Origin of the sequence: Bacillus sp. FJAT-50079 (assembly GCF_018343515.1) — a bacterium.
Lineage (GTDB): Bacteria > Bacillota > Bacilli > Bacillales > Bacillaceae_C > Lederbergia.
This window is the reverse complement of the sequence record NZ_JAGYPD010000003.1, coordinates 473650-500490: the sequence shown is the minus strand read 5'-3', so window position 1 is coordinate 500490 and position 26841 is coordinate 473650. Positions and strand designations below refer to the sequence as shown.

The following is a 26841-nucleotide window of genomic DNA, read 5'->3' as shown; positions in this document are numbered from 1 at the left end:
GATTTTTATTAATTTTTCATTAATGATCCTTTTGAAAATGCTAAGCGTTTATTAAGTTGCTCAATTCCCTTTTCAATCTCCACCTGATTAATCAATATTTCTTTAATTGATTTCCCAATGATTTGTTCAATACTTCTTGTATTTAATCTTTTACCGTTTTTATTTTTCGTATCCCTTATCCCATCAATATTTGCTTTGTTCAAACCTTCAAGCCACGGATAAAGCATACGTATCGTTTGATTTTGATAGACCATTTGATTCGGAGAAGTACCGCCTAACAATGTAATTTGTTCTGCTGTTACTGTGTCATTGAACCAATTGATGAAGCTGACTGCCTCTTCTTTTTTGTTACTTTCCTTTGTTATTCCGACAACTCCACCGCCTAAAAGTGGTTTATTTCCTGGTACTGTCGAGAAACCAATCAATGTGCCAATATCACTATGGGCAATTTTTGAAACATGGTTTGCAAAGCCGATAACCATGGCTGTTTCTCCCCTCGCAAAACTATTTACAGCCTCTCCCCACCAGGTAGCGTCTAACTTTTGGGAGATCTCCACCATTTCTAAATAGTTGATAAGTGCTTTTGCTGCCTTTTTAGAATCTAGTTGAATTTCCCCATTTTTATCTATTAACTTACCTTTTTCCGCATAATAACGAGTTAAAAATTCTGAAGCGATTATTTCCGACCTTCCGAGAATAGCGCTTGTACCATACTTAATGGAGTCGTATTCAAGATAGGCACTTGAAAAAAACTTTAATAATTCACTATAATCTTCAAAGTCTTTAGGTGGAGACAATTCCTTTTTGTATTTCTCAAAGTATATTCGTTTAACTTTTTGATCCTCGAATAGATCTTTACGATAAAATAACATTTGAACACTCGGATCAAATGGCATAGCAAAAGTTATTCCATCAATATCAGAATAACTATTCTTAATATAACTCGGATAATTATCTAAAATCTGATCGAGTTTATTATCTAGTTTGTTAAGTGGCTGGTATACATCTTTTCCAAACCAAGATAACCATGCCATATCCATTCGAATGATGTCGTACTGATTATATTTTTTAGTCTCAGATAATATGTGGTAAATTTCCTCATAAGGTTTTATCGTTAGGTTTACCTTGATTCCTGTCTTTTTTTCAAAGTATGGTAATATTCTACTTATTGCATCTGTCGTTGGACTAGGGATTGTTAAGATTTGCAAATAACTTTTTGCCTTTTGCTTAATATCATGATTTAAGTTACTTATTCCATTATTCTTAAAAACAGTCACATCATCTATTGCATCTTTATTTTTAACTTGATTAATTAATAGATCTGCTATTTCACTCCCCATTAAATGATAGTTTAATTGGTAATACGTCATACGATCGTTAGCATCGGATTGCGTTGGACCAATGCAAAGAATTTTCGGCATTTGCTTCGTAGAACCCCATAAATTTGCCTTTTTTAACATATTCGCTTTACTAAGGCTTGTTGCAATAATGATATCAAATGATTCTTCATCAAAAAATTCAAAAGCTTTACTATACGATTGATTTAAATTGGCATGAACATGCTTTACATCCTTCTGATCGAATCCCTTCAATAGACGATCCATAAATTGCTTTATATTTGAAAATCGAATTTCATCTGTAAATACTCCAATTGATTGATAATCTTTTGTGCGCAAATATTGATTCACTTCAGCACCTGCTGCTGAATAATCGAATGATATAAACTTTGCTGCATTTTCGACTTTTCTATTAACAAATAAAATATGTTCTTTCGGGATATTTAATTCTTGATAATAACGATTGGCATTATCCAAACAAGAAATAGTGACAACACCCGTAACTCGTTCGGCAGCAATTTCTTTTAAAATAAGATTTTCATTATGCGCCAAATCGTATGTCGAATATAAGTGGGTGCGATAACCTAGTTTTGTTAATGTTTGATCCAAACCTTCATAGATAAGGGCGTATTCCTCAATTTTTATACTTGGAAGTATAATCGCAACAGAGTTTGTTGAACCAGAGCGCAAAGTCTTCGCTGTATAATTTATCTTATAGCCTAATCTCTTTGCCGCCTCCTCTACCATTTGAATTCTTTTTACACTAACATTTCCTTTACCATTTAAAACATTTGAAACAGTACCATGAGATACACCAGCTTCCCTAGCTATATCTTTAAATGTTGGTTTACTCATACCAACCCTCCTCAAATTTTTCATTTCGATCGTTCGAAAAATTCATTTTGTTCCTAGACTTACTTTCGGCATTTTATGTATGTTGTTTATTTCAACTCATATAGACAAATATGTATAACCTTATTTTAATAAAAAAAAAGATAAATACCATAACCTTTTTTAATATTGTCTTGATACTCTATATGATTCATGATGAATTACCATAATTTTAATGTTCTTTTAAATTATATTTGACACGTTCCAATTTTAAGTGATAATATAATGACCAAAGATTAGATAGCTCAACCAGTGGAATTCAATCGCTTACAAGGATTTGGGAACACTTTATTTTGATCAGGAGGATTATACATGCTTTGGTTAACCTTTATCTATGAAAATTACATTCTGAATTTTGGAGAAATGTATATTCGTATTTGTGTAAGCGCGATTTTAGGATTTTTGATTGGATTAGATAGGGCTTTTAAAAGCAAGCCTGCTGGTATAAAAACATATACATATGTTTGTGTTGCTTGTACACTGATAACATTAATTTCAATACATAGTGCTGAAACTTTAAGCGCTAATGATAGCGGGAAAATGATGGATCCAATGCGATTAGCAGCCCAAATCGTTTCAGGTTTGGGATTTCTTGGCGCTGGAATGATTTTAAAGGACGGTCTAAAGGTGAAGGGTCTAACATCGGCTGCAATGATCCTTTTCGCAGGTGGTGTAGGAATTGGAATTGGAGCAGGATTTTATGCAATAGTAATATGCGCAATACTAGTATCATTATTTACTACCGCCATGGGCCATTTATTAGAAAAAAACAAAGTGATTGAATCTCATCATAAAGAATATGACATTGATATTGATTAAAATGGGGTATGCTTCCCATTGCTTTACTTCTTTTCTTCTTCTATGATTACCTACATTTGTACGCATGAAATTAATATTTACTCCTAAACCCACAAGTGGTTAATGATCGCTAAAAAAATAACCCGATCATTTTTCGATCAGGTTATCTTCCATATATCGGATCGTCTTTCCATCGTTCCGCTAATTCTTCTTTCGTGTAGATGATTTTCATCGGGTTGCCGCCGACGAATGCTCCTTCAGGCACGTCCTTATGTACAAGTGTTCCAGCAGAAACAATCGCATGATTGCCGATCGTTATACCTGGAAGAATGGTTGAGTTTGCTCCGATCATCACTTCATCGCCAATTTCAACGGGACCAAGCCGATATTCTTTAATTAGATACTCATGGGCGAGGATCGTTGTATTATAACCAATGACGGAATTGCGCCCGACTGAAATTTTTTCCGGATACATAATATCAAGCATAACCATTAAGGCAAAAGATGTTTGCTCACCAATGTTCATTCTCAAAAAGGTGCGATACATCCAATTTTTCAAACCTAAAAAGGGTGTGTAGCGCGCCGCTTGGATAACGATAAAATTACGAACAACTTTCCAAAACGGAACCGTTTTATACACGTGCCAAAGGGAGTTCGCCCCTTGTACAGGAAAGCGCTCTGTTTTTCTCATTTTACGTGAACTCCAACGATATCAAGGAGATCAGTCATATGATCGATAATAAAATCGGGCTCATACTTTTTTAAATATTCTCGACCTTTCAATGACCAAGAAACACCACATGTATATGTACCAGCATTTTTACCACCAACAATATCATGATGATTATCACCAATCATGATTGCTTCTTCTGGTGTTGATCCTAGTGCTTTCAATGCTTTTTCCAATGGTTCCGGATCCGGCTTTGCATTTTCTACCTCATCGATGCTAATAACAACGTCGAAAAATTGATCAAGCTTTGTTAACGCAAGCCCCTTTAGTACTGAATCCCTCATTTTCGTTGATACGATTGCAAGTTTATACCCCTGCTCATGTAGTGTGCGGATCGTTTCATACGCACCTTCAAATTCTGTGACAAGTAAATCATGTTGTTCAAGATTGTATTTTCGATATACCCCAACCATCTCTTCTGCTTTGTTCACGTCCATATTTGCGAACACCTCTACAAGTGGTGGCCCCATAAATGGTAATACGTCCTCACGCAAATATTTACCGGGATAATATTTTTCCAATGTGTGTAAGTAAGATGAAATAATCAACTCATTCGTGTCCACAATTGTGCCATCCAGATCAAATAATAAAGTAGTAATCTTCTTTTCCATTATGCTGCCTTCCCTTCTTCTTTTGCTTCAAGCTTTTTCCAGACAGTTGCAACTCCTATCGTCAACGCGATCGCGGTAATCAGGCGAATGATAAGGAGTGGCAGTACCGGTATTCCTAGAGGTAGAAAAATAAGTGTATCTTCAATAACAGCATGGCATGTAACAAGAAAGACAAATGCGAGTGTAATGTCCTTTTTACTTACGCCATCCTCTTTAACTGCTTGGAGCATTACCCCAGCCCCGTACGATAAACCGAATATTAAGCCGGCGGCCATTGTTGTCGATGTATTTTCTTTCATACCAAGCAGTTTTGTAAAAGGAGCCATCATTCGTGAAAAAGCCCCTAGCCATTGATAATCCTTTAATAATTGAATGCCGACCATAAGCGGAATAACGATCATCGCAAGCTGAAAAACCCCAAGCGACGCTTTTTGTAACCCGATAGTTGCGATCGATAAAATATCAGTCGCTTGTTTCGTTTCCATCGTCAGCATGCCATATTGGGCCATTTCTTGCCCACCATTCCAAACTAGATGGATAATGAGTGCTGAAATGAGCGCTAGGCTTAGGCGTATGGTTAACACAATCCAGATTTTAACGCCTACTTTCATCGCCACAGCCGATTCGATAAGCAAGGCATGGGAAAATGACAGCATCATCGCAATGATAAATACTTCTTTTACCGTTAATTCAACTGATAATACCCCAGCAATCGCTGCATATAGATTAAGGAACATGCCAAGAACTAATGGAATTGCCGCATCTCCTGACAGCCCAATGAAGCCCATATACGGTTCAATTCGCGCGATGATCCAAGGTAATATCGGGGTATGCTGAAGCATGACAACAATCAAAGTAACAGGGAAAATAATTTTGCCCAACGTCCATGTTGTTTTTAATCCTGTAATCGCCCCGTTTTTCAATGATGCTTTCCACATAATGCCTAACTCCTCTAAAACAAATTATTCGTCATATTTCTTTGATGCGAGTCCCGTCTTCTTGCGGTAGAACCAAAGAGCTAAAGCGCCGAAGATGAGAATGAGGGAAATAACCTGAGCTATTCGCAAGCTGCTCGTCAACATTAAACTATCGGTTCGTAATCCTTCGATAAAGAAACGACCAATCGAATACCAGATGACATAGCTTAAAAATAACTCTCCGCGTCGCAAGTTCACTTTTCTTAAGAAAATTAATAATATAAAGCCAAGCAGATTCCAAATCGATTCGTATAAAAAGGTCGGATGATAATATGCACCCTCTATGTACATTTGATCGATAATAAAGGTTGGAAGATGCAAATTTTCTAGAAATGCCCTTGATACCTCTCCGCCATGCGCTTCCTGGTTAATGAAATTCCCCCAACGTCCGATCGCCTGGCCAAGAATGATGCTTGGAGCAGCAATATCTGCTAACTTCCAAAAAGAGACTCCTTTTTTTCTTGCAAAAACAATCGCCGTCAATACAGCACCGATTAATGCCCCATGAATGGCAATGCCGCCTTCCCAAATTTGGATAATTTGCCCGGGATTTTGTGAGTAATAATCCCATTGAAAAATGACATAGTAAATACGTGCCGAAATGATGGCGATCGGAATGGCCCAAATCATTAAGTCAGCAAATAAATCCTTTTCCAAGCCAAGTCGATCGCTTTCACGAATCGCGATATAAAGCGATAATGCAATGCCAACACCGATAATAATCCCATACCAATGGACGGGAATCGGCCCTAACCAAATGGCTACGGGGTTAATCGGATCGAATTCGGATTTCATCGTCTTAACAACTCCTTCTTATTACATATCGTTCAGACTTCCGTCTAGGATCACCTGATTCAATCTTTCTGTAAATTGCTCGGCTGCATTGACTCCCATTTTTTTCAAGCGGTAATTCATTGCAGCAACTTCGATGATAACGGCAAGGTTTCTACCTGGACGAACAGGAACCGTTAACCTCGTAATCTCTGTATCGATAATCTTCATTTTTTCCTCGTCAAGTCCGACGCGATCATAATGTTTATTTTGGTCCCATAACTCTAGATTAATGGTCAATGTAATTTTTTTACTCGGTCTTACTGCACCTGCACCAAATAAGGTCATCACATTGATAATGCCTAATCCGCGAATTTCTAATAAATGTTCGAGCAATTCAGGTGCTGTTCCAATAAGCAAGTCATCATCTACTTGACTAATTTCTACGCAATCATCGGCAACAAGTTGATGACCACGTTTAATAAGTGCAAGTGCGGTTTCACTTTTTCCAACACCGCTTTGTCCTGTAATTAACACACCGATTCCGTATATGTCAACGAGAACACCGTGGACAGCCGTCGTTGGAGCGAGTTCACCTTCTAAATAATTCGTTAATCGACTTGAAAAACGGGTTGATTTCATATTCGTACGCATGACCGGTACAGAATGACGCTCAGATGCCTCTATTAATTCATTTGGAACATCAAGGCCTCTTGTAATGACGATGCCAGGCGTCGCCGCATTACATAAAAGCTCCATCCGCTCCGCTCTTTCTTCAGTTGTAAGTTGCTCAATAAAACTCGTTTCTGATCTGCCTAGCAGTTGAACCCGCTCTGCTGGATAATAATTAAAGAAACCAGAGATTTCTAATCCTGGCCGTGAAATATCACTTGTCGTTATCGGTCTATGTATTCCTTCTTCTCCACTTATCAACTCTAAATCGAATTGTTTAATCATATCTTCAGTACGGACTTTCGCCATCATTTCCACTCCTCGTCAAACAGTATTGTACCAGTTTACGCTCGGCAAACTCTCATTTTTCTATTTTAGCACTTAACGGAATAGAAACCTACCTTTCGAATTAATTCTTTTTGCACTTGAAAAAACCCGGACAGTATTTTTCACTGTTCGGGTCATTAATTTTTCTTCTCCATTACAACCTTTTGAATAATGACATTGACAATTGACATAATGATCGCTAATAATAACGCAAGACCGAATCCATCGATTTCAAACATACTTCCCATAATTGAATCGGTCATTAATAAAGTGATCGCATTAATGACAAAGAGGAAGAACCCAAGTGTCAAAAGCGTGGCAGGCAAAGTTAAAATAATGAGAATCGGCCTTACAAGCATATTTAAGATCGATAAAACAAGGCTTGCTGCTAACGCAGCTCCAAAGCTCGAAACGTGAACACCTTCGAAATAACCCGCAAAAGCGATAAATAATAGGGCATTAATTAAAATTCCTAACAACCACTTCATCGCTTACTCTCCAGATGATGGGGCTTGCTTCACATGAATAGAGCCAGTTTTCGTGTCAGCAAGTACATGAATGACACGTTCATCACTGCCAGCTCGCTTAAACTGTACTTGTTTTTGAATCATCTCTTTCTTTTCATGAAGCACATTAATCCCATCAAGCTCTAATTTATAATTACCAAGATTAGAACGGACATCGCCATCTATGGTTGCAACCTCTGGTAAATATAACTGGATATTGCCTGTCACTGCTTTGGCGTGAACGGTCTTCGTTCCCATTTTCGGAAGTGAACATTGAATATTTCCATTGAACGATTGCAGCTCTACATTTTGATAAGCCCCAATCACATCAAGTGATCCGTTTACCGTTTCCGCTTCAAGTTGATCTGCCTTCGATTCCTTCAATGTAATTTGCCCATTCACCGTCTCTAAGTGGAATTTGTCACCGATAAAATGAGTCAGCTCCACTTTCCCATTCGTCGTTTTTACAGTTAAAAAGTCACAATCGATCTTTTCACCTGTAAGTCCCCCATTAAATATTTTTATAGAAATCTTATTATATTGCTTTTTAGGAACGTATATTACTGTCTCTACACGCATCCACTTCGATTGAGTTGCGAAGCAAAGAAGTCCATTATTACTTGAGAAAATCGTATTCTCTAGAAAATATTTGCGCGCGTCTTCACGATCTTCTGAGCGATATACTTTTGCCTGGCATTCAACTCGAACTTCCTCTTGATCCCATGTTGCGATTCGAACAGGCCCATTTGCGATGTCAATATCGATTTGTTCAATATCAGAACCGATTTGTTCAAACGTATGGGGAATATCGACCGATTGATTAAACTGCCAATCAATATGCTTAATTTTATTAAGCGCATTGTTTACAAAATCAAAAATTCGTTCACCTGCATTTTCGAGCTGCGAATAAAAGGAGTCATCATTTTTCGTATCTTCCGTTTGCCCTGTGGATGTCGTTGTTTTTTTATCCGTTTGTTCGCCTTGATCACTTGCAGATTGCTCAAAATGACCTTTACTTTCTTTCTGTGGCTTTTCATCCAATGCCTCAAGCAAGATAATCGCTTCTTGTGCAGATAATTTTCCTTCTTGAACCAAATTTAAAATTTTCTTTCTCTCTTCACTCATTTTCGCATCCTCCTTTTCGTATCTATCTACGTATACGGATGAGAGCTGCCATACGTTTCATTTTTTTAACAATCGCTATGTTAAACATAATTATTACATTGCACTTATAGGCTTGCCTTCCGCAAGCCTACCATTCCAATCAACTGTGGAAAAAAAGCGGAGCTTAACGCTTTACAAGTTCCACTTCTTCCAACCGTTCAAGTTCGGACGTTCGTTCTTTCATCCGCATTCGATCTCTTTCCATAATTGGCTTTAAATATTTCCCAGTAAATGAGTCCGGGCTTTCGGCGATTTTTTCTGGTGTACCTTTTGCAACAATTGTTCCACCTTTATCGCCTCCTTCTGGTCCGATATCGATTAAATAATCGGCAGTTTTAATGACATCGAGATTATGTTCGATAATGAGAACCGTATCGCCATTGTCTACGAGCCTTTGCAAAACAGTAAGCAGTCTCGCGATATCGTCAACATGCAGACCCGTTGTCGGCTCATCCAAAATATAAAGTGAACGGCCATTTGATCTGCGATGTAATTCTGATGCAAGCTTGACACGCTGTGCTTCACCGCCGGACAAGGTTGTTGCCGGCTGGCCGAGTTTCATATATCCGAGTCCGACATCTGCAATCGTTTGGAGCTTACGCTTAATTTTTGGGATGTTTTCAAAAAACTCCAATCCATCTTCAATTGTCATTTCAAGAACATCAGCAATATTTTTTCCTTTATATTTTACTTCAAGTGTTTCCCGGTTATACCTTTTCCCGTGACATACTTCACAAGGTACGTACACATCAGGTAAAAAATGCATTTCAATTTTAATGATCCCATCGCCGCGGCAAGCTTCACAGCGACCGCCTTTGACGTTAAAACTAAAGCGCCCTTTCTTATACCCTCTTACTTTAGCCTCATTCGTAGCCGCATAAACATCACGAATATCATCAAAAACTCCTGTATACGTAGCCGGATTCGATCTAGGTGTTCGGCCGATCGGCGATTGATCAATGTCGATCACTTTCTCCAAATGCTCGATCCCTTTAATTTCTTTATGTGCCCCAGGCTTTGCCTTTGCTTTATGAAGCTTCTGTGCAAGCGTTTTGTGTAAAATTTCATTGATTAACGTACTTTTTCCAGAACCAGAAACACCCGTCACGGCAATAAAGACACCGAGTGGAATTTTCACATTAATGTTTTTTAAATTATTTTCTTTCGCCCCTTTAATTTCAAGATAACGCCCATCAGGCTTACGTCGTTCCAATGGAAGCGGAATGAACTTTTTCCCTGATAAATATTGCCCTGTAAGTGAATGGGGATTATTAGCTACTTCTTCTGGTGTTCCATCAGCAATGATTTCCCCACCGTGCACTCCTGCACCCGGCCCGATATCAATTAAGTGATCGGCGGCAAGCATTGTATCTTCGTCATGCTCAACAACAATCAGTGTATTACCGATATCGCGCATATTTTTCAATGTTCCGATCAGACGATCATTATCACGCTGATGCAGACCGATTGAAGGTTCATCCAAAATGTAAAGCACTCCTGTCAAACGCGAGCCGATTTGTGTTGCCAATCGGATACGCTGTGCTTCACCGCCAGACAATGTTCCCGCCGCACGGCTTAACGTTAAATAATCAAGTCCGACATTGACAAGAAAGCCAAGTCGCTCATCAATCTCACGTAAAATCAATTTTGCAATTTGCATGTCTTTTTCGGATAAATGAAGAGCTGTGAAAAATTGTGCCGCTTCCTTAATGGATAGTTCGGTAATCTGGCTAATATGTCGGTTTTCTATTTTAACTGCTAAACTTTCTTCTTTTAATCGATGACCTTTACAACGTGGACAAGGTTGCTCAGCCATATATTTTTCCATTTGCTCACGAATATAATCTGAGCTCGTTTCATGATAGCGGCGCTCGACATTGCGAACGACTCCTTCAAATTGAATTTTCGTCTCCCGTACTTGCCCAAAATCATTCGTATAACGGAAGCGAATGATTTCGCCGCTCTTTCCATATAAAATTGTTTGTAATTGTTCTTTTGATAGTTTTTCCACTGGGACGTCCATCGGAATACAAAAATGCTTGCAAACCGTTTTTAAAAGCTCCGGATAATATTGCGAACTAACAGGAATCCACGGCACGATCGCATCTTCCGCTAGTGTAAGTGATCGATCAGGAATGACAAGCTCAACATCGACTTCCAACTTGGAACCGAGTCCATCACAATCCGGACAAGCACCAAATGGACTATTAAAGGAAAACATGCGCGGTTCTAATTTTTCAATTGAAAAGCCACATTCAGGACAAGCATGATTTTGACTAAACAATAATTCTTCTTCGCCGATGACATCGATAATGACCTTACCTTCGCCAAGCTTAAGCGCTGTTTCTAATGAATCTGCCAGCCTTGCTTCCCCGCCTGCCTTTACAACAATTCGGTCAACAATCACTTCGATCGAATGTTTTTTATTTTTTTCGAGTTCAATGTCTTCACTAAGATCAAGTGTTTCACCATCGACACGAACCCGAACAAAGCCTTGTTTCTTAATTTCTTCCAATACTTTTACATGTGCGCCCTTTCTTCCAGAAACGATTGGCGCTAGAACTTGAAGCCTCGTTCTTTCCGGGTAAACCATAATCCGATCGACCATTTGTTCAATTGTTTGTGATGTGATTTCAATGCCATGAATCGGGCAAATCGGTTTTCCAACTCGGGCGTATAGTAAGCGTAAATAATCATAAATTTCGGTTACAGTTCCAACAGTTGAGCGCGGGTTTCTACTCGTCGTTTTTTGATCGATAGAAATCGCTGGTGATAAGCCTTCAATCGCATCCACATCAGGCTTATCCATTTGTCCGAGAAATTGGCGGGCATACGCCGACAATGATTCCACATATCTGCGCTGTCCTTCCGCATAAATCGTATCGAATGCTAGTGACGACTTCCCTGACCCTGATAGCCCTGTAATTACGACAAGTTTATCTCTTGGAATCGTCACATCAACGTTTTTTAAATTATGGGCTCTTGCCCCTTGGACAATAATTTTATCTAGTGCCATGTTTCGTTCATCCTTCCGCTTTTAACTCCAAAATTGCATCGCGAAGCTCTGCGGCACGTTCAAAATCAAGCGCTATTGCCGCCTCTTTCATTTCTATCTCCATTGAAGCTATCAGCTTTTCTTTTTCTTTCTTCGTATATGTTTTCGCTTTTTCCATATATGGTGCTGGATCTTCGGCTGCAACGGTTGCACGAATAACATCGCGCACCTCTTTTTGAATCGTCGTTGGCGTAATGCCATGCTTACGATTATATTCTTCTTGGATCGTACGTCGTCGCTGCGTTTCACTAATTGCCTTCTCCATTGAATCGGTCATTTTATCAGCATACATAATGACATGACCGTTTGAGTTCCGCGCTGCCCTTCCAATCGTTTGGATTAAAGAGCGCTCTGAGCGAAGAAAGCCTTCCTTGTCCGCATCCAAGATCGTCACAAGCGATACTTCCGGAATATCGAGCCCTTCTCTAAGCAGGTTTATTCCAACTAATACATCGTATGTCCCTAAACGCAATTCCCGAATAATTTCAATTCGTTCCAATGTCTTTATTTCCGAATGTAAATACTGCACTTTTATTCCGATGTCTTTTAAATAATCCGTTAAATCCTCAGACATTTTTTTCGTTAATGTTGTAATAAGGACCCGTTCATTTTTACTCATTCTGTCGCGAATTTCTGCGAGCAAATCATCGATCTGTCCTTCGATTGGACGAACATCGATCGTTGGATCAAGCAGTCCGGTTGGGCGGATAATTTGCTCGACCATTTTTGGTGTATGTTCAAGCTCGAACGGCCCCGGCGTCGCCGAAACGAAGATTGCCTGCTTCATATGCTGCTGGAATTCCTCAAACTGTAATGGTCGATTGTCAAGTGCTGACGGCAATCGGAAGCCATGATCAACGAGCACTTGTTTTCTCGCTTGGTCCCCATTATACATGCCGCGAATTTGCGGCAATGTGACATGCGACTCATCGATCACAATTTGGAAGTCATCAGGAAAATAATCAAGCAATGTGTATGGAGTCGCACCCGCTGGCCGCAATGTTAAATGACGCGAATAGTTTTCAATCCCTGAACAAAAGCCCATCTCACGCATCATTTCTAAATCATAACGTGTTCTCTGTTCAAGCCGCTGTGCTTCAAGAAGTTTATTATTCTCGTTCAAAAATTGTAATTGTTCTTCCAGCTCTTTTTCGATATTTTCAATCGCAACCTTTAACTTCTCCTCGCGGGTTACGAAGTGGGAGGCTGGGAAAATGGCCGCATGCTCCCTTTCACCAATGATCTCTCCCGTAAGCGCATCAACCACCCGGATTCTATCAATTTCATCACCAAAAAATTCAATACGAATGCATTGTTCCTCGCGTGCAACCGGGAAGATTTCGACAACATCGCCGCGAACGCGAAACGTACCATTCGTAAATTCAATATCATTGCGGGCATATTGAAGATCAACGAGCCGACGCAAAAGCTGATTTCTTTCAATCTCCATTCCTGTTCTAAGCGAAAAAACATGCTCTCGGTATTCCTCCGGGGAACCGAGCCCATAAATACACGACACACTGGCAATGATGACAACATCTTTTCGCTCAAACAAAGCGGATGTGGCCGAATGCCGTAGTCGATTAATTTCATCATTAACGCTCGAATCTTTTTCGATAAATGTATCCGTCGATGGGACGTACGCCTCTGGTTGATAATAATCATAGAAACTAACAAAATATTCAACCGCGTTATTTGGAAAGAAATCTTTAAATTCGCTATATAATTGACCAGCCAATGTTTTATTATGAGCAATAACAAGGGTTGGTTTGTTTACTTCCTGGATTACATTGGAAACCGTAAACGTCTTCCCCGTACCGGTAGCCCCCAAAAGTGTTTGGTACTTTTCCCCGGCCTTCACGCCTTGTACTAAACGCTCGATCGCTTTTGGCTGATCACCCGCAGGTTTATATTTAGATACAATTTCAAATTGATTTATCAAGGCCGATTGCCTCCTATTAATAATTTCGCTCTATCATCGATATAGGTAAGTCTTCACCTTTATTCCCGAACTCAAACAAACTATACTCGTATTTTACCACAATGCCATTGTAAAAAACCACCGAAAAACGAACGTATTTTCGGTGGTTTTTATTACCAACTAAACGATTAGTGTGGCGTTGATGAAATTTCTAGCCTATTGCCTGGATTTTGCAAGCTATTAATGGGATTTCTAAGCTGTCGCGAAGATTTGTAAGCCGTTAACGGGATTTCTAAGCCGTTGCGAAGATTTGTAAGCCGTTAACGGGATTTCTAAGCCATAGCGAAGATTTGTAAGCCATTAACGGGATTTCTAAGCAAAAACAAAATTTCCAAGCTATCATCCATAAAAAAGATTTAATTCGTCATTGTTTCTCCAATGCATATAAATCTTCCTCAAGTGTTTGCATTCTTTGTTCAACTATGTCTCTAGCATCATGAATCGCCATATTATAGAAGACGGGTCCGAGTCGATCTTTTATAAACTCAAAACAAATTTCGGCGGCGATTTCACCGATTTCTTCTCCTCTCTCTTCAAGGAAAAACGTTTGTATTTCCCTGATCATTTCACGTTTTTTCTCAACTGACAAATTTGGCATTAACATTTCGAGATCTCCTTTTATTAAGGCTAAATTTTTTTCTTTCCCTATTCCTCTTACCGCTCAATTGCAATTCAATCAAATACCGAGTGGATAGGATTCTTCATCTTACATTGTTAATTTTTTTATTGCTTATCAATTTTTTGTCGGTACGATCTATTTGCATCACATTCTATCATAATAGTATTGGCAAAATCGTACAAATGATTAGAATGATGGGTGTTAATTGTACGACGATTAATCCCTTGTCACTCGTATTTATTTTCGGTAATGGTGCCTCCGCAAATAACCAATTAGCCATTCGATCGACCTTCGATTTGCTCATAGGAAAGTTCGGGACATCAACATCGAATTCCTGCAATTTTTTATTAAGGTTTTCATCCTTCATTAAAATCCACCTCTAAATCGTGCTTTAATTTTTTTAAAGCGTGATGCAATCGTGACTTTACCGTACCAAGTGGAATACGCAGTATCGCAGCTGCCTCTTTTTGTGTGACATCATGATAATAAATGAGTAGTACAACGGCTCTTTGTTCTTCTGGCAAAGATTGAAGCGCTTGACGAACAACCATTTTTTCTTCCAAGTCAATCGTGGGAACGGACGAAGAAATTAAAAAGGGAAAAAGCGCTTGAAGCGTTTGTCGTCTCTTCATTTTTGTCATCATCGTGTTATAGGCAATTTGAAAAAGATACGTCTTAAAGCTGCCTTTTTCCGGAATGTATTGATGCTTCTTCTTTATGAGCTTCTCAAACGTATCTTGAACAATATCAATGCTGAATTGGCGATCATTTGAGTAGCGGTATACGAATCGATACAATTGCTCCTTGTATAAATCATATAGCTCATCAATCGACTCCTTGCTCCCATCCATATCTACCGTAATGTATGCATGATTATTCTTTGAATTCATGTGGCCACCGCACTTTGATCCCTTTAAATACGTAAACAAGCTTTGAGATAAGCCAGATAAAGGTAATCAAACTAAACACGAATGTTTGATGGATAAAATATTGAATGATCGGGCTTTGAATCGTATCACCACGCAAAAGGAAAACGAGTAAGCCCGTTATGTTAAGAATTGTATAAACAGCTGAAAGAATAATAATCGTGTCCCAGCGTGTCCATTTGAAATACAGATCCGTATTCGCAAAATCGATTTTCCCCCACCGATCACGTACGACTTTTTTATTCATTGGAACGATAATTAAAACAAATATCGAACCAATCACAGCTGCTACAATGCTACTAATCACCCAACCTGTTATCGGCATTCATGCCACCTTCCTTTACACTTCATTACATGTTTATACTATTGGGGAAGGTAAAAGGTTCAATTGGAACGAAAAAAACGCCTCATGTCCACGGATTCCCGCTCATTCGACGCTTTTTTTCTTCTTTTTTCTTTCTATCTGATTGACAATATAAAGCCCAATCGTAAGCGATGCCGCCTCTATGACGACCATCCACCAAAGATGAATATACCCTTTATAAGCTGAAACGATAATTAATGATACGGTCAAAAGGAAACCGACCACTTTACTATATGTGATTCTCGTAAAAAATAGCATGATAAGCGCAGGCATAAATATCGCAGATAGTACTTTATCGATCACATCGGTACACTCCTCAAAATTGCTCCGTTACTATCTACTTTACTCGCCCTTGCGACTTTCCTCAACCATTTTTTCAGTAATGGCGACCAATTCACTTTGTTCAATGAATCGTTCGCGCAGCATATCTGGTAAAATCTGCTCAAGAAAATATGTTACACAGTTCATTTCTTTAAATAGCAAAATCGTGCTTAATGCTTCTTCATATATTTCTTGGAAAAGCGGCTCCGGATTTTCCTTTTGAATTTCCCCAAATGATTCGTAAAGCAAATCAATTTTATCTGCGACCGATAAAATCATTCCTTCAAGCGTTTCGTCTTTTCCTTCTTTAAATCGCTCTAAATAAACCGCCTGAAATTCCTTTGGGAATTCTTTTTCAATAAATTTCTTTGTCATTTCTTCTTCTACTTCATTAAATAGACGTTTTAATTCTTTTGAAGCGTATTTCACTGGCGTTTTAATATCTCCGGTGAAAAGCTCTGCATAATCGTGATTTAATGCTTTTTCATATAGGAGTCGCCAATCGACTGTACTTCCTGCCTGCTCTTCGACTGTTCCAAGAAACTGGGCGATTTTCGTCACCTTAAATGAATGGCTCGCAACGGAATGTTCCTGAAATTTAAACTTGCCTGGACAACGATAAATTTTCTCCAAATCAGATAAGCTCTTAAAATAATGATGAACGCCCATTTTTTTCACCTACCGTTTGTTATTTACGCGATTGTATCACGCTGAGAAAAATAAATCGACTTCCGCCTCCTAAAAGGCGAAAGTCGATATCGAATTAATCATTTAGCTCAATCATTTTACCTGTCGACATATAGACGATGCTTTCACAAATATTCGTGACATAATCGCCGATTCGTTCTAAAAACTGGGCGACAAGCAGCAGATGTGTCGCCTGATTAATCGATGCTTGATCATTTTTCATGAGATCGATTAATTCAGTGAAAATACTTTTATAATAGGCATCGATCACATCGTCTTGTTTCGCCACCATGATTGCCGCTTCCTTATCCATATCGATATACGCACTAAGAACATCGTGCACCATCTTCTTAACAAGTTCGCCCATTTTTGGAATGTCAATAAGCGGTTTTGCATATGTTTCATTTTTTAATTTTAGTGTTGTTTTACCAATACTGACAGCATGATCGGCCATTCTTTCCAGATCAGTGGAAACCTTTAATGTTGTGGCAATTCTACGTAGATCACTGCCAACAGGTTGCTGCAAGGCAATCAAAGTCAAACATCTTTTTTCGATTTCCAACTCCACATCATTGATCGCTTTATCCTTCGCTACGACCGTATTGGCTAGCTCCTCATCTTTATCAACGAGCGATTTCACCGCATGGTGCACAGCTTCTTCAACCAACATTCCCATTGTAAGGAGATGCTGATGTAACTCTTTCAATTGTTCTTCAAATTGCCCTCTTACAATCATCGAACTTCCTCCTTAACCAAATCGACCAGTAATATAATCTTCCGTTCTTTTATCCGTCGGATTGGAAAACATTGTAGACGTTTCATCATATTCAATTAACTCACCACTAAGGAAAAAGGCTGTTTTATCGGAAATACGCGCAGCTTGCTGCATATTATGCGTCACAATAACGATACTATATTTTTCTTTTAACTCTTGAACAAGCTCTTCCACTTTTAATGTAGAAATTGGGTCTAGAGCGGAAGTAGGCTCATCCATTAAAATGACATCCGGCTCAATCGCAAGACATCTTGCAATGCAAAGACGCTGCTGCTGCCCACCTGATAACCCGTATGCATTTTCATGTAATCGATCCTTTACTTCGTCCCAAATTGCTGCCCCTTTTAAGCTCGTTTCCACAATTTGATCAAGCAGCTTTTTATCGCGAATACCATGAATGCGCGGACCATAAACGACGTTTTCATAGATTGATTTTGGAAAAGGATTCGGCTTTTGAAAAACCATTCCCACCTTTGTTCTTAATTCTTCTACACCGTACTTATTATCTAAAATATTTCTTCCTCTATAAAGCAATTCACCTGACATCCTTACAGTCGGAATTAACTCGACCATCCGATTAAGTGACTTAACGAAAGTCGATTTTCCACAGCCCGACGGTCCAATAATTGCGGTAACATGATTTTCTGCAATATCAAAATTAATATTTTTTAATGCATGGTCCTCACCGTACCAAAGATTAAAGTCTTTCGCTTGGAATACGAAGTCCTTTGGAGTTCTCGTCGATTCGTTTTGTTGTTCTTTTACCATTGTTATGCTCAAATTGATCCCTCCATTAATATCGTTTAGAAAATTTATTTCGAATGATGATTGCGATCGAGTTCATGAGAACGAGCATCACTAATAAAACGATGATTCCAGCGGCTGCTACATCATGGAACGCGACTTGCGGACGACTCGTCCAGTTGAATATTTGAATCGGCATGACGGTAAATCCGGACCAAATGCTTTCTGGAATGAAGGCAACAAAAGTTAAGGCACCAATCATAATGAGTGGGGCTGTTTCCCCTACCGCCCTTGATAAAGCAAGAATCCCGCCTGTCAAAATCCCAGGAATCGCTGCCGGTAAAATGACGCGGCGAATCGTTTGCCATTTCGTCGCTCCCATTCCGTACGAAGCTTCTTGAAGATCTTTTGGAACAGCACGAAGCGCCTCTTGGGAAGCAACGACAATGATCGGTAAAATTAACAAGCTCATCGTTAATCCACCTGCAAGCACACTTCTTCCCATTTCCATCATCCGAACAAATACGGTAAGACCTAGTAAACCAAATACAATTGAAGGAACGCCCGCTAGATTGGAAATATTCATTTGAATAAAACGAGTGAATTTATTTTTCTTTGCGTATAGTTCAAGGTAGATCGCACAGCCAACTCCTAATATGATCGATACCGGACCAGTTACAGCCATTAGCCATATCGTCCCGAAGATCGCCGCTTTTATTCCTGCATCTTCAGGTCTGCGCGAAGCAAAATTCGTGAAAAAATCAAGATCCAAATAGCCAAATCCCTGCGTAAAAATTCGATAGATCAAAACCGCTAATACGATTAAACCAAATGAAGTAGCGAGTAAAAACAGCCACTTTAATAGCGTGTTTTTCAAAATTCGTGAACCGATTCTTTTCGTTACATTTTCTTTATTAATTAACTCCATTAATACTCCTCCCTAAATCGTTTAGAGATCCATTGGGCAATGATGTTCATGATAAGTGTAAAAATAAATAACGTCATTCCAACGGCATAAATACTGTAATAAATAGTTGATCCGTATGACGCATCACCTAAACTAACTTGCACAATATAAGCAGTCATCGTTTGAATCGTTTCGGTCGGATCAAAGGTTAAATTCGGTTTGGAACCACCTGCAATCGTCACGATCATCGTTTCACCGATCGCACGGGAAATACCGAGAACAAACGAAGCGATAATTCCTGATAAAGCAGCAGGCAAAACGACTTTTAATGATACTTCTAATTTTGTTGAGCCTAGTGCTAACGCCCCTTCTCTCATTGATCTTGGTACAGCGCTCATCGCATCTTCTGAAAGGGAGGCAATCATTGGAATAATCATAATCCCGACAACAATTCCTGGACTTAATGCATTGAAAAAATTTAAGTCTGGCACAAGCTTTTGTAAAAAAGGAGTAACGAATGTTAATGCAAAGAATCCATATACAATCGTTGGTATACCAGCCAATACTTCTAGAATCGGCTTCACTACTTTTCTAACTCGCTCACTTGCATATTCACTTAAATAAATTGCCGTTGCCAGACCGATTGGGATCGCAACGAGCATCGCAATCAATGCAACGAGCAATGTTCCGCTAATAAGTGGCATGATTCCATATTGAGGATCTGCTTCAAAAAATGGGAACCATTCTTTACTCGTAATAAAATCTATAATATGAACACGTCCAAAGAACGTAATTGTTTCCAATAGTAATGTAACGACAATACCAATTGTCGTTAAAATCGAGATAATTGCCATAATAAAAAGAAAGATAGGAACAGATTTTTCAACTAACCCTTGTTTATACTTGTTTTTTCTTTTATTTTCTTCAATGATCGTTGCAACAGATGTTTTTTCTGTTTTAAAAGCCATATGAAAACTCCTCATCTATTTTCATAGTTAAGGTGAGAGGAAATTTCCTCTCACCTTCGGATATTATTTTGCAGCTTCTTCTAATTTCGTAAGAGCTTCTTTATATTCATCTTCTTGCAAGCTAATGTAGCCTACTTCCTCTGACAATGTACCTGCATTTTCAATTGCAAATTTTACGTAGTCATATACTTCAGGCTTGCCTGACAAAGAATCATTGCGAACGTAGAAATACAATGGACGTGAAAGTGGTTCATATACCCCATTCATAATTGTGTCATGATCTGGAGTAACAGCTTCACCCGCGCCATTCACAATTGGAACAACTGTTAGATTGTCCTTATTTTCGATGTAGTAGGAGAATCCGAAGAAACCAATACCGCCTTTATCTCCCATTACACCTTGTACGAGGACATTATCATCTTCAGATAATGTTGCGTCTTTCCTCATTTGCTCATCTTCAAGAATGACTTCATTCCAATAGTCATATGTTCCTGAATCTGTTCCTGGGCTATAGAATGTGATCGGTTCTTCTGGCCAACCTTCACGTACATCTGCCCACGTTTTCACATTACCATCTTCTACCCACATTTTTTTCAATTCATCGACTGTTAAATTATCTACAAAATCATTATCTTTATTAACGACGACAGATAGACCATCGTAGGCAATTTCAAATTCTGTGTATGGAATACCACCATCTTTTAATAATTGGGCTTCCTCATCTTTAATCGGGCGCGAGGCGTTGCTAATATCTGTTTCACCCGCGATAAACTTTTTAAAACCTCCGCCAGTTCCTGAAACTCCAACAGGTGCCTTCACATCTGGTTGAACCGCAGCATATTCTTCTGAAATAGCTTCAAAAATTGGGAAAACTGTTGATGAACCATCAATTCCTACTGAACCGGTTAATTTGTCATTAGCCGTATCCTCTACTTTTGGTGAATTTGATGGATTTTCATTTGAAGCATTACCATTATTTGTAGTACTTCCATCACCATTGCCACAAGCTGCAAGCATAAATGCTGAAGCCAATGTCAATGTAGCGAATGCGGATTTTAATTTCATTGTAAGATTTCCCCCTGTTTTGTTCGTTTTATTTGTTTGCTACAAGGACTATCTTACTGTTTATTTATCAATTTACGATTAATCAATTGTAAAGATATTGTAAAGATCCTGTTGAAAATATATAAAAACACCCTACATCCTTTACAATGAATGTAGGGTACACTAAATCAATCTTCTGTTTCTTGCTTGATCGGAAGCGTAACGATAAAGATCGTTCCTTCCCCTTCAATACTTTTGACATCAATCATTCCATGATGCGACTCCACAAGATGCTTTACAATCGCAAGTCCAAGCCCGGTACCACCCGAACTGCGTGAGCGGGCTTTATCAACACGGTAAAAGCGTTCAAATATTCTTGGCAACTCTTTTTGAGCAATCCCAATTCCCGTATCCTTCACTTTCAACTTTACGTTTTCTCTCTCAACATCGATTGCAACAGAAATTTCTCCACCAGCAGGTGTATAGGAAATCGCATTGGAAAGTAGATTAAGGACAATTTGCTGAATCCGGTCCCTGTCTCCTTCGATCCAAATCTCTTTCTTTTCAGGTAGGCTCACTTTTAAGTTCTTTTTTGCCGCTTCTTCTAGCACCGTATTTGCAGTACTCGCTACTACATCGGAAAAATTAACATTTTCGCTCGTTAACGGAATCCGGTGATGTTCAATACTTGAAAGATAAAGCAAATCATTGATCAGTCGATGCATCCGGCTGCTTTCCTCATAGATAATCGTAAGAAAACTGCGATGCAGCGCCTCATCTTCCATCGCCCCATCCAGTAATGTTTCGGCGAATCCTTTTACAGAGGTAATTGGTGTTTTTAATTCATGGGAAACATTGGCTACGAATTCACTTCGCATTTTCTCTAGCCTACGCATATTCGTCACATCGTGGAGAACGGCGATAATCCCTTTAATTTTCCCTGTTTCATCAACATATGGGGCAAGATGGGCATCTAATATCCGCTCTCTCGGATAATAGTAGTGGACTTCATCTCTTAATTCCATTCCCGTTGATAGGCATTGGTCAATTAGTCCGCTCAAGTCCGCATTTCTTCCCACTTCCATATGGAGCTTTCCAATAAATTGATCGGGATCTTCCCCTAACATCTGCCCCATTGCCCGGTTAGCTAAAAGGATATGACCGTCAATATCGACAAGGAGAACACCGCTCACCATATTCGTCAATACACCTGAAAGCCGCTGTTCATTTTCTTGGATTTTATCCATTTGGTTTTTCAAGCTAGCGGCAAGAATATTGATCGCATTGGTCAATTGACCTAGTTCACCTTTAGGCGTTGCTTTTACTCGAGCGGTATAGTCTTTTTCCTTTAGTTTCTCAGATACTTGAATCATCTCTTCAATTGGGCCCGAAATTCCTTTTGCCAATCTCATCCCAATAAGACCCGTTAATAAAAAGGCTGTCAACAAGACGAGGGCAATACTTACCCACAGTTTTCGTATCGCCTGTTCAATCTCTTTGAGCGTAAGGGATGTCCGAATTACACCGGTTATTTCCTGATCGATCACGATCGGAACTGCTACATACATCATATTGTATCCGAGTGTATCACTGTATCGGATGGACAGACCCGATTGTTGATTCTCATCGATCACTTGCTGAAATTCAGGACGATTAGCGTGGTTCTCCATTTTGTAGTGATCATCTTCGGAATCTGCAATGACCGCTCCATTACGATCGATGATCGTAACCCGGGCCGTGATCGTTGATGTTAAGGCTCTGATCTTCTCTTCCAATTGGTCTTCTGAAAGAGAGGCTTCATCCATTTCAATAGCTTTCAAAGTCAGATTAGCCGTTTGAATAAGGTGATTTTCTTTCAAATCAAAATATGTATTTTTCATCATTTCCGCAAGAAAAAATCCAGAAATGAGTAGAAGAAAAGACATCAGTAGTAAAAATGAAAATGTGATTCGTAGCCATAATTTATGCATCGTTACGGTTTCTCCAATTTATAACCAAAGCCACGAACCGTCTTAATGTAAAGAGGGCGCTTCGTATCCTCTTCGATTTTCTCACGCAAATGACTAATATGAACATCAACAATGCGGGAGTCACCGGCAAAATCATAATTCCAAACCGCATCTAAGAGCTGATTTCGACTTAATACTTTCCCTTGATTGTTAGCGAGATAAAGCAATAACTCAAATTCTTTTGGCGTGAGATCGAGCTTTGCCCCCGCCAGTTCTGCCTCGTATTTTTCTGGAAAAACAGTCAAGTCGCCAATCTGAATATTCGTCTTCTCTTCTGTATCTTCAATCGATTCTTCATTCATTTTAGAGCGACGCAAAATCGCCTTAACCCTTGCAATCACTTCGCGAGGACTGAACGGCTTCGTTAAGTAATCATCGGCTCCAAGCTCAAGGCCAAGCACTTTATCAAATTCATCGTCACGAGCGGTTAGCATTAAAATGGGCGTTTTGATCTTTTCCTGCCGAAGTGTTTTACATATATCCATCCCGTCCATCCCCGGGAGCATTAAATCAAGAATAATCATCTCTACCTTTTCTTCCATAGCAATTTGCAAACCTGTATTTCCCTCGTTTGCTGTTATGACCGAAAATCCCGCCTTTTCTAAATTGTATTGCAACAACATAGCAATTGAGGGCTCATCCTCAACAACAAGCACTTTTTTCACTTCCCCGCCTCCTACAAAAAACCTCTATGAAGCAAATCATAGAGGTATATTTTCTATCTTAATTTTTACGCTTTTCGATCAGAATTGTCAAACTGATTAATGTGACAAGTACGGTTGCGCCCATATCAGAAAGTATAGCAATCCATAATGTTAATAAGCCTGGGATCGTTAACAGGAGGGCGATTACTTTCAGTCCTAATGCAAGCGAAATATTTAATTTAATGATTGTATTCACGCGTTTAGCGATTTGAATAGCCGTTGGTAATTTCCCTAAATGATCTTGCATTAACACGACATCGGCTGTTTCAATTGCACTATCGGTTCCTTTCCCCATTGCAATGCCCAGATCCGCACTCGCAAGTGCTGGCGCATCATTGATTCCGTCTCCAACCATCGCAGTTTTCCCCGTTTTAATTAACTCTTTTACTTTTTCTACTTTTTTATCAGGTAATAAACGAGCATAATAGTTCGTTAAACCTGTCGCGCTCGCCACTTTTTCAGCACTCTTTTCATGATCTCCTGTCAACATGACAACATTTTTTATCCCTGCTTTATAAAGCTCAGAGACGATTCCTTTACTTTCAGGGCGAATTTCATCCGTGATCCCGAAGATGCCAAGTACATGTTCTTGATCAGAAACTGCCACAATCGTTAGTCCTTCGTCCGCATAAGCTTCTATTTGTTTTTGAATTTCTGATGTTTTGGCAGATGGTGGAATGCTGTCTTCGTTTCCAAGCCAATACGTTGTCCCGAAAACTTCGGCCATTATTCCTTGACCGGCAATCGTTTCAATATGGGCTGGATCTTCAAAGGTAAACTCATACTCATTTACTTTTTTCATCACTGCTTTTGCTAATGGATGCGAGGACGATTTTTCAATTGAGCCGGCCACTTGGAAAAATAATTGCTCATTGAATACGCTCATTTTTTCAACATGCGGCTCACCTTTCGTTAATGTTCCGGTTTTGTCGAAAGCGATTGTTTGAATTGAGCCGAGCTGCTCTAAAAAGACTCCGCCTTTAATTAATATGCCGTTGCGAGCGTTGCGGGCAATTCCAGAAATAATCGCAATCGGCGAAGAGATGATCAATGCGCAAGGACAGCCAACGATCAAGACAGCTAACCCTTGATAAAACCAAGCTCCCCAATCACCGCCAAATAAAGGCGGTAAAATCATAACGATTGCGGCAATCACCATAATAAGCGGGGTATAATATTTCGCGAACTTATTAATAAATTGCTCCGTCGGTGTTTTCGTTTCTTGTGCTTCTTCAACGAGATGCAAAATTTTCGCGAGTGAAGAATCTTCATACCCTTTCGTAATTCGGACTTTTAACACGCCTTCATTATTAATACTGCCGCCAAACACTTGCTCACCTGGCATTTTATTAATCGGCATTGACTCACCTGTTATCGCGGCTTCATTAACGGAGCTATTCCCTTCTTCGATCACGCCGTCTGACGGAATTTTTTCTCCTGATTTTACAAGGACGAGATCACCCACTTGTAATTCGGCAATTTGAATGATCTTTTCACCATGATCTTGAAGAAGAGTCGCCTCCTTTGGTGCCACTTTTAACAATGCTTCCATTGATCTTCGTGCTTTTTCCATCCCGAGTCCTTCGAGATATTCATTAATTCCAAACAAAATGGCGACTAATGTTCCTTCTTTCCATTCGCCAATTCCGAAAGCACCGATTAAAGCAATCGTCATTAATGTATCGATATTAAATTTGAATGCAAATAAGTTTTTCAAACCTTTCATAAAAGTGGAATAACCACTTAATGCAGCTCCTGCCAGGAATAGAAAAATAGCTGCCGTTGCGCTCCATTGACTTTCTACAATGATTGCTGCAATAAATAAAAGTGCAGATATACCAATGAACCATAGAAGCCTTTTTCCATCTCCATGGTGATGCTCATGATCATCATCTGCTGTTTCTTTTACAAGTCTTGCTCCATCTGTTGCTAGTATTTTTTCAACTTTTTCAAGTGCGACCTCGTCAGAAACTATGAGCTTGCTCGAATTAAAAAGGAGTTTTGCATCTTCCCCATGATCAAGCTTCTGAATTTCTTCTTCCATTTCCCGCGCACAGTTCGCACAAGATAGACCTTGAAGCTTATATTCTGCCATGTTACTCATGCCCCTTTCCTAATTGAATCAATGATGTCTGGCATGATCTATTGTCTGTTCAAGCACATTCATGACATGATCATCATCATGAGAATAATATAAAGTCGTCCCTTCTCTGCGATACTTCACTAACCGTAAATTCTTTAAAAAACGCAGTTGATGGGAAACCGTTGATTGTAATAGTCCTAGCTTATCAGCAATTTCATTCACCGAACATTCTCGATCAGATAATAAGTGCAGGATGCGAATTCGCGTCGGCTCTGATAATGCTTTAAATGTTTGCGAGACAATAAATAGTGTTTCCTCATCTAGATCATCCACATCCTGAAGCTGAGGATTTATTTGCTCATTTTTCATTCCATTCACACCTTTCACCAATATTCATATATGAATATGTATTCATCTATTAATGTTAGTGTATGCAATACATGAAAAAATGTCAAACAAAAAAAAACGCCTGATGGCGTTTTTTATTCATTTATTCTTTTGATCATATGTTGAATTAAGTCAATATTATTGTCAATATAATTTAAACGGTGACGGGAAGTAACTGTCCATTCGGACGTCATTAGTCCCATAGCCGCAATGATATGCTGAACATTGAACGTGTATTTTTGATGGAGTTCGGATATTACATAACTAATACGTAAGTCTACTTTTTCTTTCGCAGCAATTTGTTCAAGATCCGTTTTGAGCCAGTCTGGTGCATTTTTAATCGCCTTATCAATCAGTACTTCATATTCTTGATGTGTCATGATTCGAATCTCCTTTTGTGTAAAAAAATAGATTTTTCTTTATTATATAACATATTACAGTAATATCCAATCATTGCGAACGGCTACTCGTCATGTTTCATCA

27 protein-coding genes are annotated in these 26841 nt (G+C 39.1%); 1 reads left to right on the top strand and 26 read right to left on the bottom strand.

All coding sequences use genetic code 11. The features are described from left to right. Window positions 1–8: 8 nt before the first annotated feature. The gene (locus KHA95_RS10020; protein WP_213137352.1) at window positions 9–2192 is read right to left on the bottom strand and encodes an extracellular solute-binding protein; all 2184 of its coding nucleotides are present in this window, start codon (window positions 2190–2192) and stop codon (window positions 9–11) included. A 348-nt stretch (window positions 2193–2540) separates the two neighbouring features. Between KHA95_RS10020 and KHA95_RS10015 the strand changes: the two genes are divergently transcribed. Continuing rightward, window positions 2541–3047 (top strand): MgtC/SapB family protein, encoded by a 507-nt coding sequence (locus KHA95_RS10015; protein ID WP_213137351.1) that lies wholly within the window; start codon window positions 2541–2543, stop codon window positions 3045–3047. 142 nt (window positions 3048–3189) lie between these two features. Here the strand turns inward: KHA95_RS10015 and KHA95_RS10010 are convergent, their stop codons facing one another. From KHA95_RS10010 to KHA95_RS09890, 25 genes are all read right to left on the bottom strand, one after another. Next, on the bottom strand, window positions 3190–3717 hold the full coding sequence (locus KHA95_RS10010; protein ID WP_213137350.1) for an acyltransferase: 528 nt from the start codon (window positions 3715–3717) through the stop codon (window positions 3190–3192). Continuing rightward, on the bottom strand, window positions 3714–4367 hold the full coding sequence (ppaX, locus tag KHA95_RS10005; RefSeq protein ID WP_213137349.1) for a pyrophosphatase PpaX: 654 nt from the start codon (window positions 4365–4367) through the stop codon (window positions 3714–3716). Before ppaX ends, KHA95_RS10010 begins: the two co-directional genes overlap by 4 nt. Further along, on the bottom strand, window positions 4367–5305 hold the full coding sequence (locus KHA95_RS10000) for a nucleoside recognition domain-containing protein (protein ID WP_213137348.1): 939 nt from the start codon (window positions 5303–5305) through the stop codon (window positions 4367–4369). Before KHA95_RS10000 ends, ppaX begins: the two co-directional genes overlap by 1 nt. Window positions 5306–5329: 24 nt before the next feature. Next, window positions 5330–6139, bottom strand: a complete 810-nt coding sequence (gene lgt, locus KHA95_RS09995; RefSeq protein ID WP_213137347.1) for a prolipoprotein diacylglyceryl transferase — start codon at window positions 6137–6139, stop codon at window positions 5330–5332. Between the two features lie 21 nt (window positions 6140–6160). Beyond that, window positions 6161–7096: an HPr(Ser) kinase/phosphatase gene (hprK, locus tag KHA95_RS09990; RefSeq protein WP_213137346.1), complete on the bottom strand. Its 936-nt coding sequence runs from the start codon at window positions 7094–7096 to the stop codon at window positions 6161–6163. Between the two features lie 155 nt (window positions 7097–7251). After that, window positions 7252–7602 (bottom strand): phage holin family protein, encoded by a 351-nt coding sequence (locus KHA95_RS09985; protein ID WP_213137345.1) that lies wholly within the window; start codon window positions 7600–7602, stop codon window positions 7252–7254. Window positions 7603–7605: 3 nt separating this feature from the next. Beyond that, window positions 7606–8745, bottom strand: a complete 1140-nt coding sequence (locus KHA95_RS09980; protein WP_213137344.1) for a DUF4097 family beta strand repeat-containing protein — start codon at window positions 8743–8745, stop codon at window positions 7606–7608. Between the two features lie 163 nt (window positions 8746–8908). After that, the gene (uvrA, locus tag KHA95_RS09975; RefSeq protein ID WP_213137343.1) at window positions 8909–11800 is read right to left on the bottom strand and encodes an excinuclease ABC subunit UvrA; all 2892 of its coding nucleotides are present in this window, start codon (window positions 11798–11800) and stop codon (window positions 8909–8911) included. 7 nt (window positions 11801–11807) lie between these two features. Then, window positions 11808–13781: an excinuclease ABC subunit UvrB gene (gene uvrB / locus KHA95_RS09970; RefSeq protein ID WP_213137342.1), complete on the bottom strand. Its 1974-nt coding sequence runs from the start codon at window positions 13779–13781 to the stop codon at window positions 11808–11810. A gap of 403 nt (window positions 13782–14184) precedes the next feature. Continuing rightward, a complete protein-coding gene (locus KHA95_RS09965) occupies window positions 14185–14424 on the bottom strand; it encodes a DUF2164 family protein (RefSeq protein WP_481748426.1) in 240 nt (79 codons plus the stop codon). A gap of 169 nt (window positions 14425–14593) precedes the next feature. Next, window positions 14594–14806 carry a hypothetical protein gene (locus KHA95_RS09960; RefSeq protein WP_213137341.1) on the bottom strand — a complete coding sequence of 71 codons (213 nt, stop codon included), beginning with the start codon at window positions 14804–14806 and terminating at the stop codon, window positions 14594–14596. Then, window positions 14796–15329, bottom strand: coding sequence for an RNA polymerase sigma factor (locus tag KHA95_RS09955; protein ID WP_213137340.1), 534 nt, complete (start codon window positions 15327–15329; stop codon window positions 14796–14798). The genes KHA95_RS09960 and KHA95_RS09955 overlap by 11 nt, the downstream gene beginning before the upstream one ends. Next, a complete protein-coding gene (locus tag KHA95_RS09950) occupies window positions 15313–15690 on the bottom strand; it encodes a hypothetical protein (RefSeq protein ID WP_213137339.1) in 378 nt (125 codons plus the stop codon). Before KHA95_RS09950 ends, KHA95_RS09955 begins: the two co-directional genes overlap by 17 nt. A gap of 102 nt (window positions 15691–15792) precedes the next feature. Next, window positions 15793–16032 (bottom strand): DUF2198 family protein, encoded by a 240-nt coding sequence (locus KHA95_RS09945; protein ID WP_213137338.1) that lies wholly within the window; start codon window positions 16030–16032, stop codon window positions 15793–15795. Window positions 16033–16071: 39 nt separating this feature from the next. Beyond that, on the bottom strand, window positions 16072–16719 hold the full coding sequence (locus KHA95_RS09940) for a YfbR-like 5'-deoxynucleotidase (RefSeq protein WP_213137337.1): 648 nt from the start codon (window positions 16717–16719) through the stop codon (window positions 16072–16074). Between the two features lie 94 nt (window positions 16720–16813). Continuing rightward, window positions 16814–17473, bottom strand: coding sequence for a phosphate signaling complex protein PhoU (gene phoU, locus KHA95_RS09935; RefSeq protein WP_213137336.1), 660 nt, complete (start codon window positions 17471–17473; stop codon window positions 16814–16816). 12 nt (window positions 17474–17485) lie between these two features. Then, window positions 17486–18280 carry a phosphate ABC transporter ATP-binding protein PstB gene (pstB, locus tag KHA95_RS09930; RefSeq protein WP_213137538.1) on the bottom strand — a complete coding sequence of 265 codons (795 nt, stop codon included), beginning with the start codon at window positions 18278–18280 and terminating at the stop codon, window positions 17486–17488. A 25-nt stretch (window positions 18281–18305) separates the two neighbouring features. Beyond that, on the bottom strand, window positions 18306–19184 hold the full coding sequence (pstA, locus tag KHA95_RS09925) for a phosphate ABC transporter permease PstA (RefSeq protein WP_213137335.1): 879 nt from the start codon (window positions 19182–19184) through the stop codon (window positions 18306–18308). Continuing rightward, window positions 19184–20131 carry a phosphate ABC transporter permease subunit PstC gene (pstC, locus tag KHA95_RS09920; protein WP_213137334.1) on the bottom strand — a complete coding sequence of 316 codons (948 nt, stop codon included), beginning with the start codon at window positions 20129–20131 and terminating at the stop codon, window positions 19184–19186. The genes pstA and pstC overlap by 1 nt, the downstream gene beginning before the upstream one ends. A 63-nt stretch (window positions 20132–20194) precedes the next feature. Next, window positions 20195–21196 (bottom strand): PstS family phosphate ABC transporter substrate-binding protein, encoded by a 1002-nt coding sequence (locus KHA95_RS09915; RefSeq protein WP_213137333.1) that lies wholly within the window; start codon window positions 21194–21196, stop codon window positions 20195–20197. A 167-nt stretch (window positions 21197–21363) separates the two neighbouring features. Further along, window positions 21364–23145 carry a two-component system histidine kinase PnpS gene (pnpS, locus tag KHA95_RS09910; protein WP_213137332.1) on the bottom strand — a complete coding sequence of 594 codons (1782 nt, stop codon included), beginning with the start codon at window positions 23143–23145 and terminating at the stop codon, window positions 21364–21366. Window positions 23146–23147: 2 nt separating this feature from the next. Beyond that, on the bottom strand, window positions 23148–23849 hold the full coding sequence (locus KHA95_RS09905; RefSeq protein WP_213137331.1) for a winged helix-turn-helix domain-containing protein: 702 nt from the start codon (window positions 23847–23849) through the stop codon (window positions 23148–23150). 58 nt (window positions 23850–23907) lie between these two features. Beyond that, window positions 23908–25983 (bottom strand): heavy metal translocating P-type ATPase, encoded by a 2076-nt coding sequence (locus KHA95_RS09900; protein WP_213137330.1) that lies wholly within the window; start codon window positions 25981–25983, stop codon window positions 23908–23910. Window positions 25984–26010: 27 nt separating this feature from the next. Continuing rightward, on the bottom strand, window positions 26011–26340 hold the full coding sequence (locus tag KHA95_RS09895) for an ArsR/SmtB family transcription factor (RefSeq protein ID WP_213137329.1): 330 nt from the start codon (window positions 26338–26340) through the stop codon (window positions 26011–26013). Between the two features lie 113 nt (window positions 26341–26453). Then, entirely contained in the window at window positions 26454–26738 is a 285-nt protein-coding gene (locus KHA95_RS09890; RefSeq protein ID WP_213137328.1) for a hypothetical protein, read from the bottom strand. Between the last annotated feature and the right edge of the window lie 103 nt (window positions 26739–26841).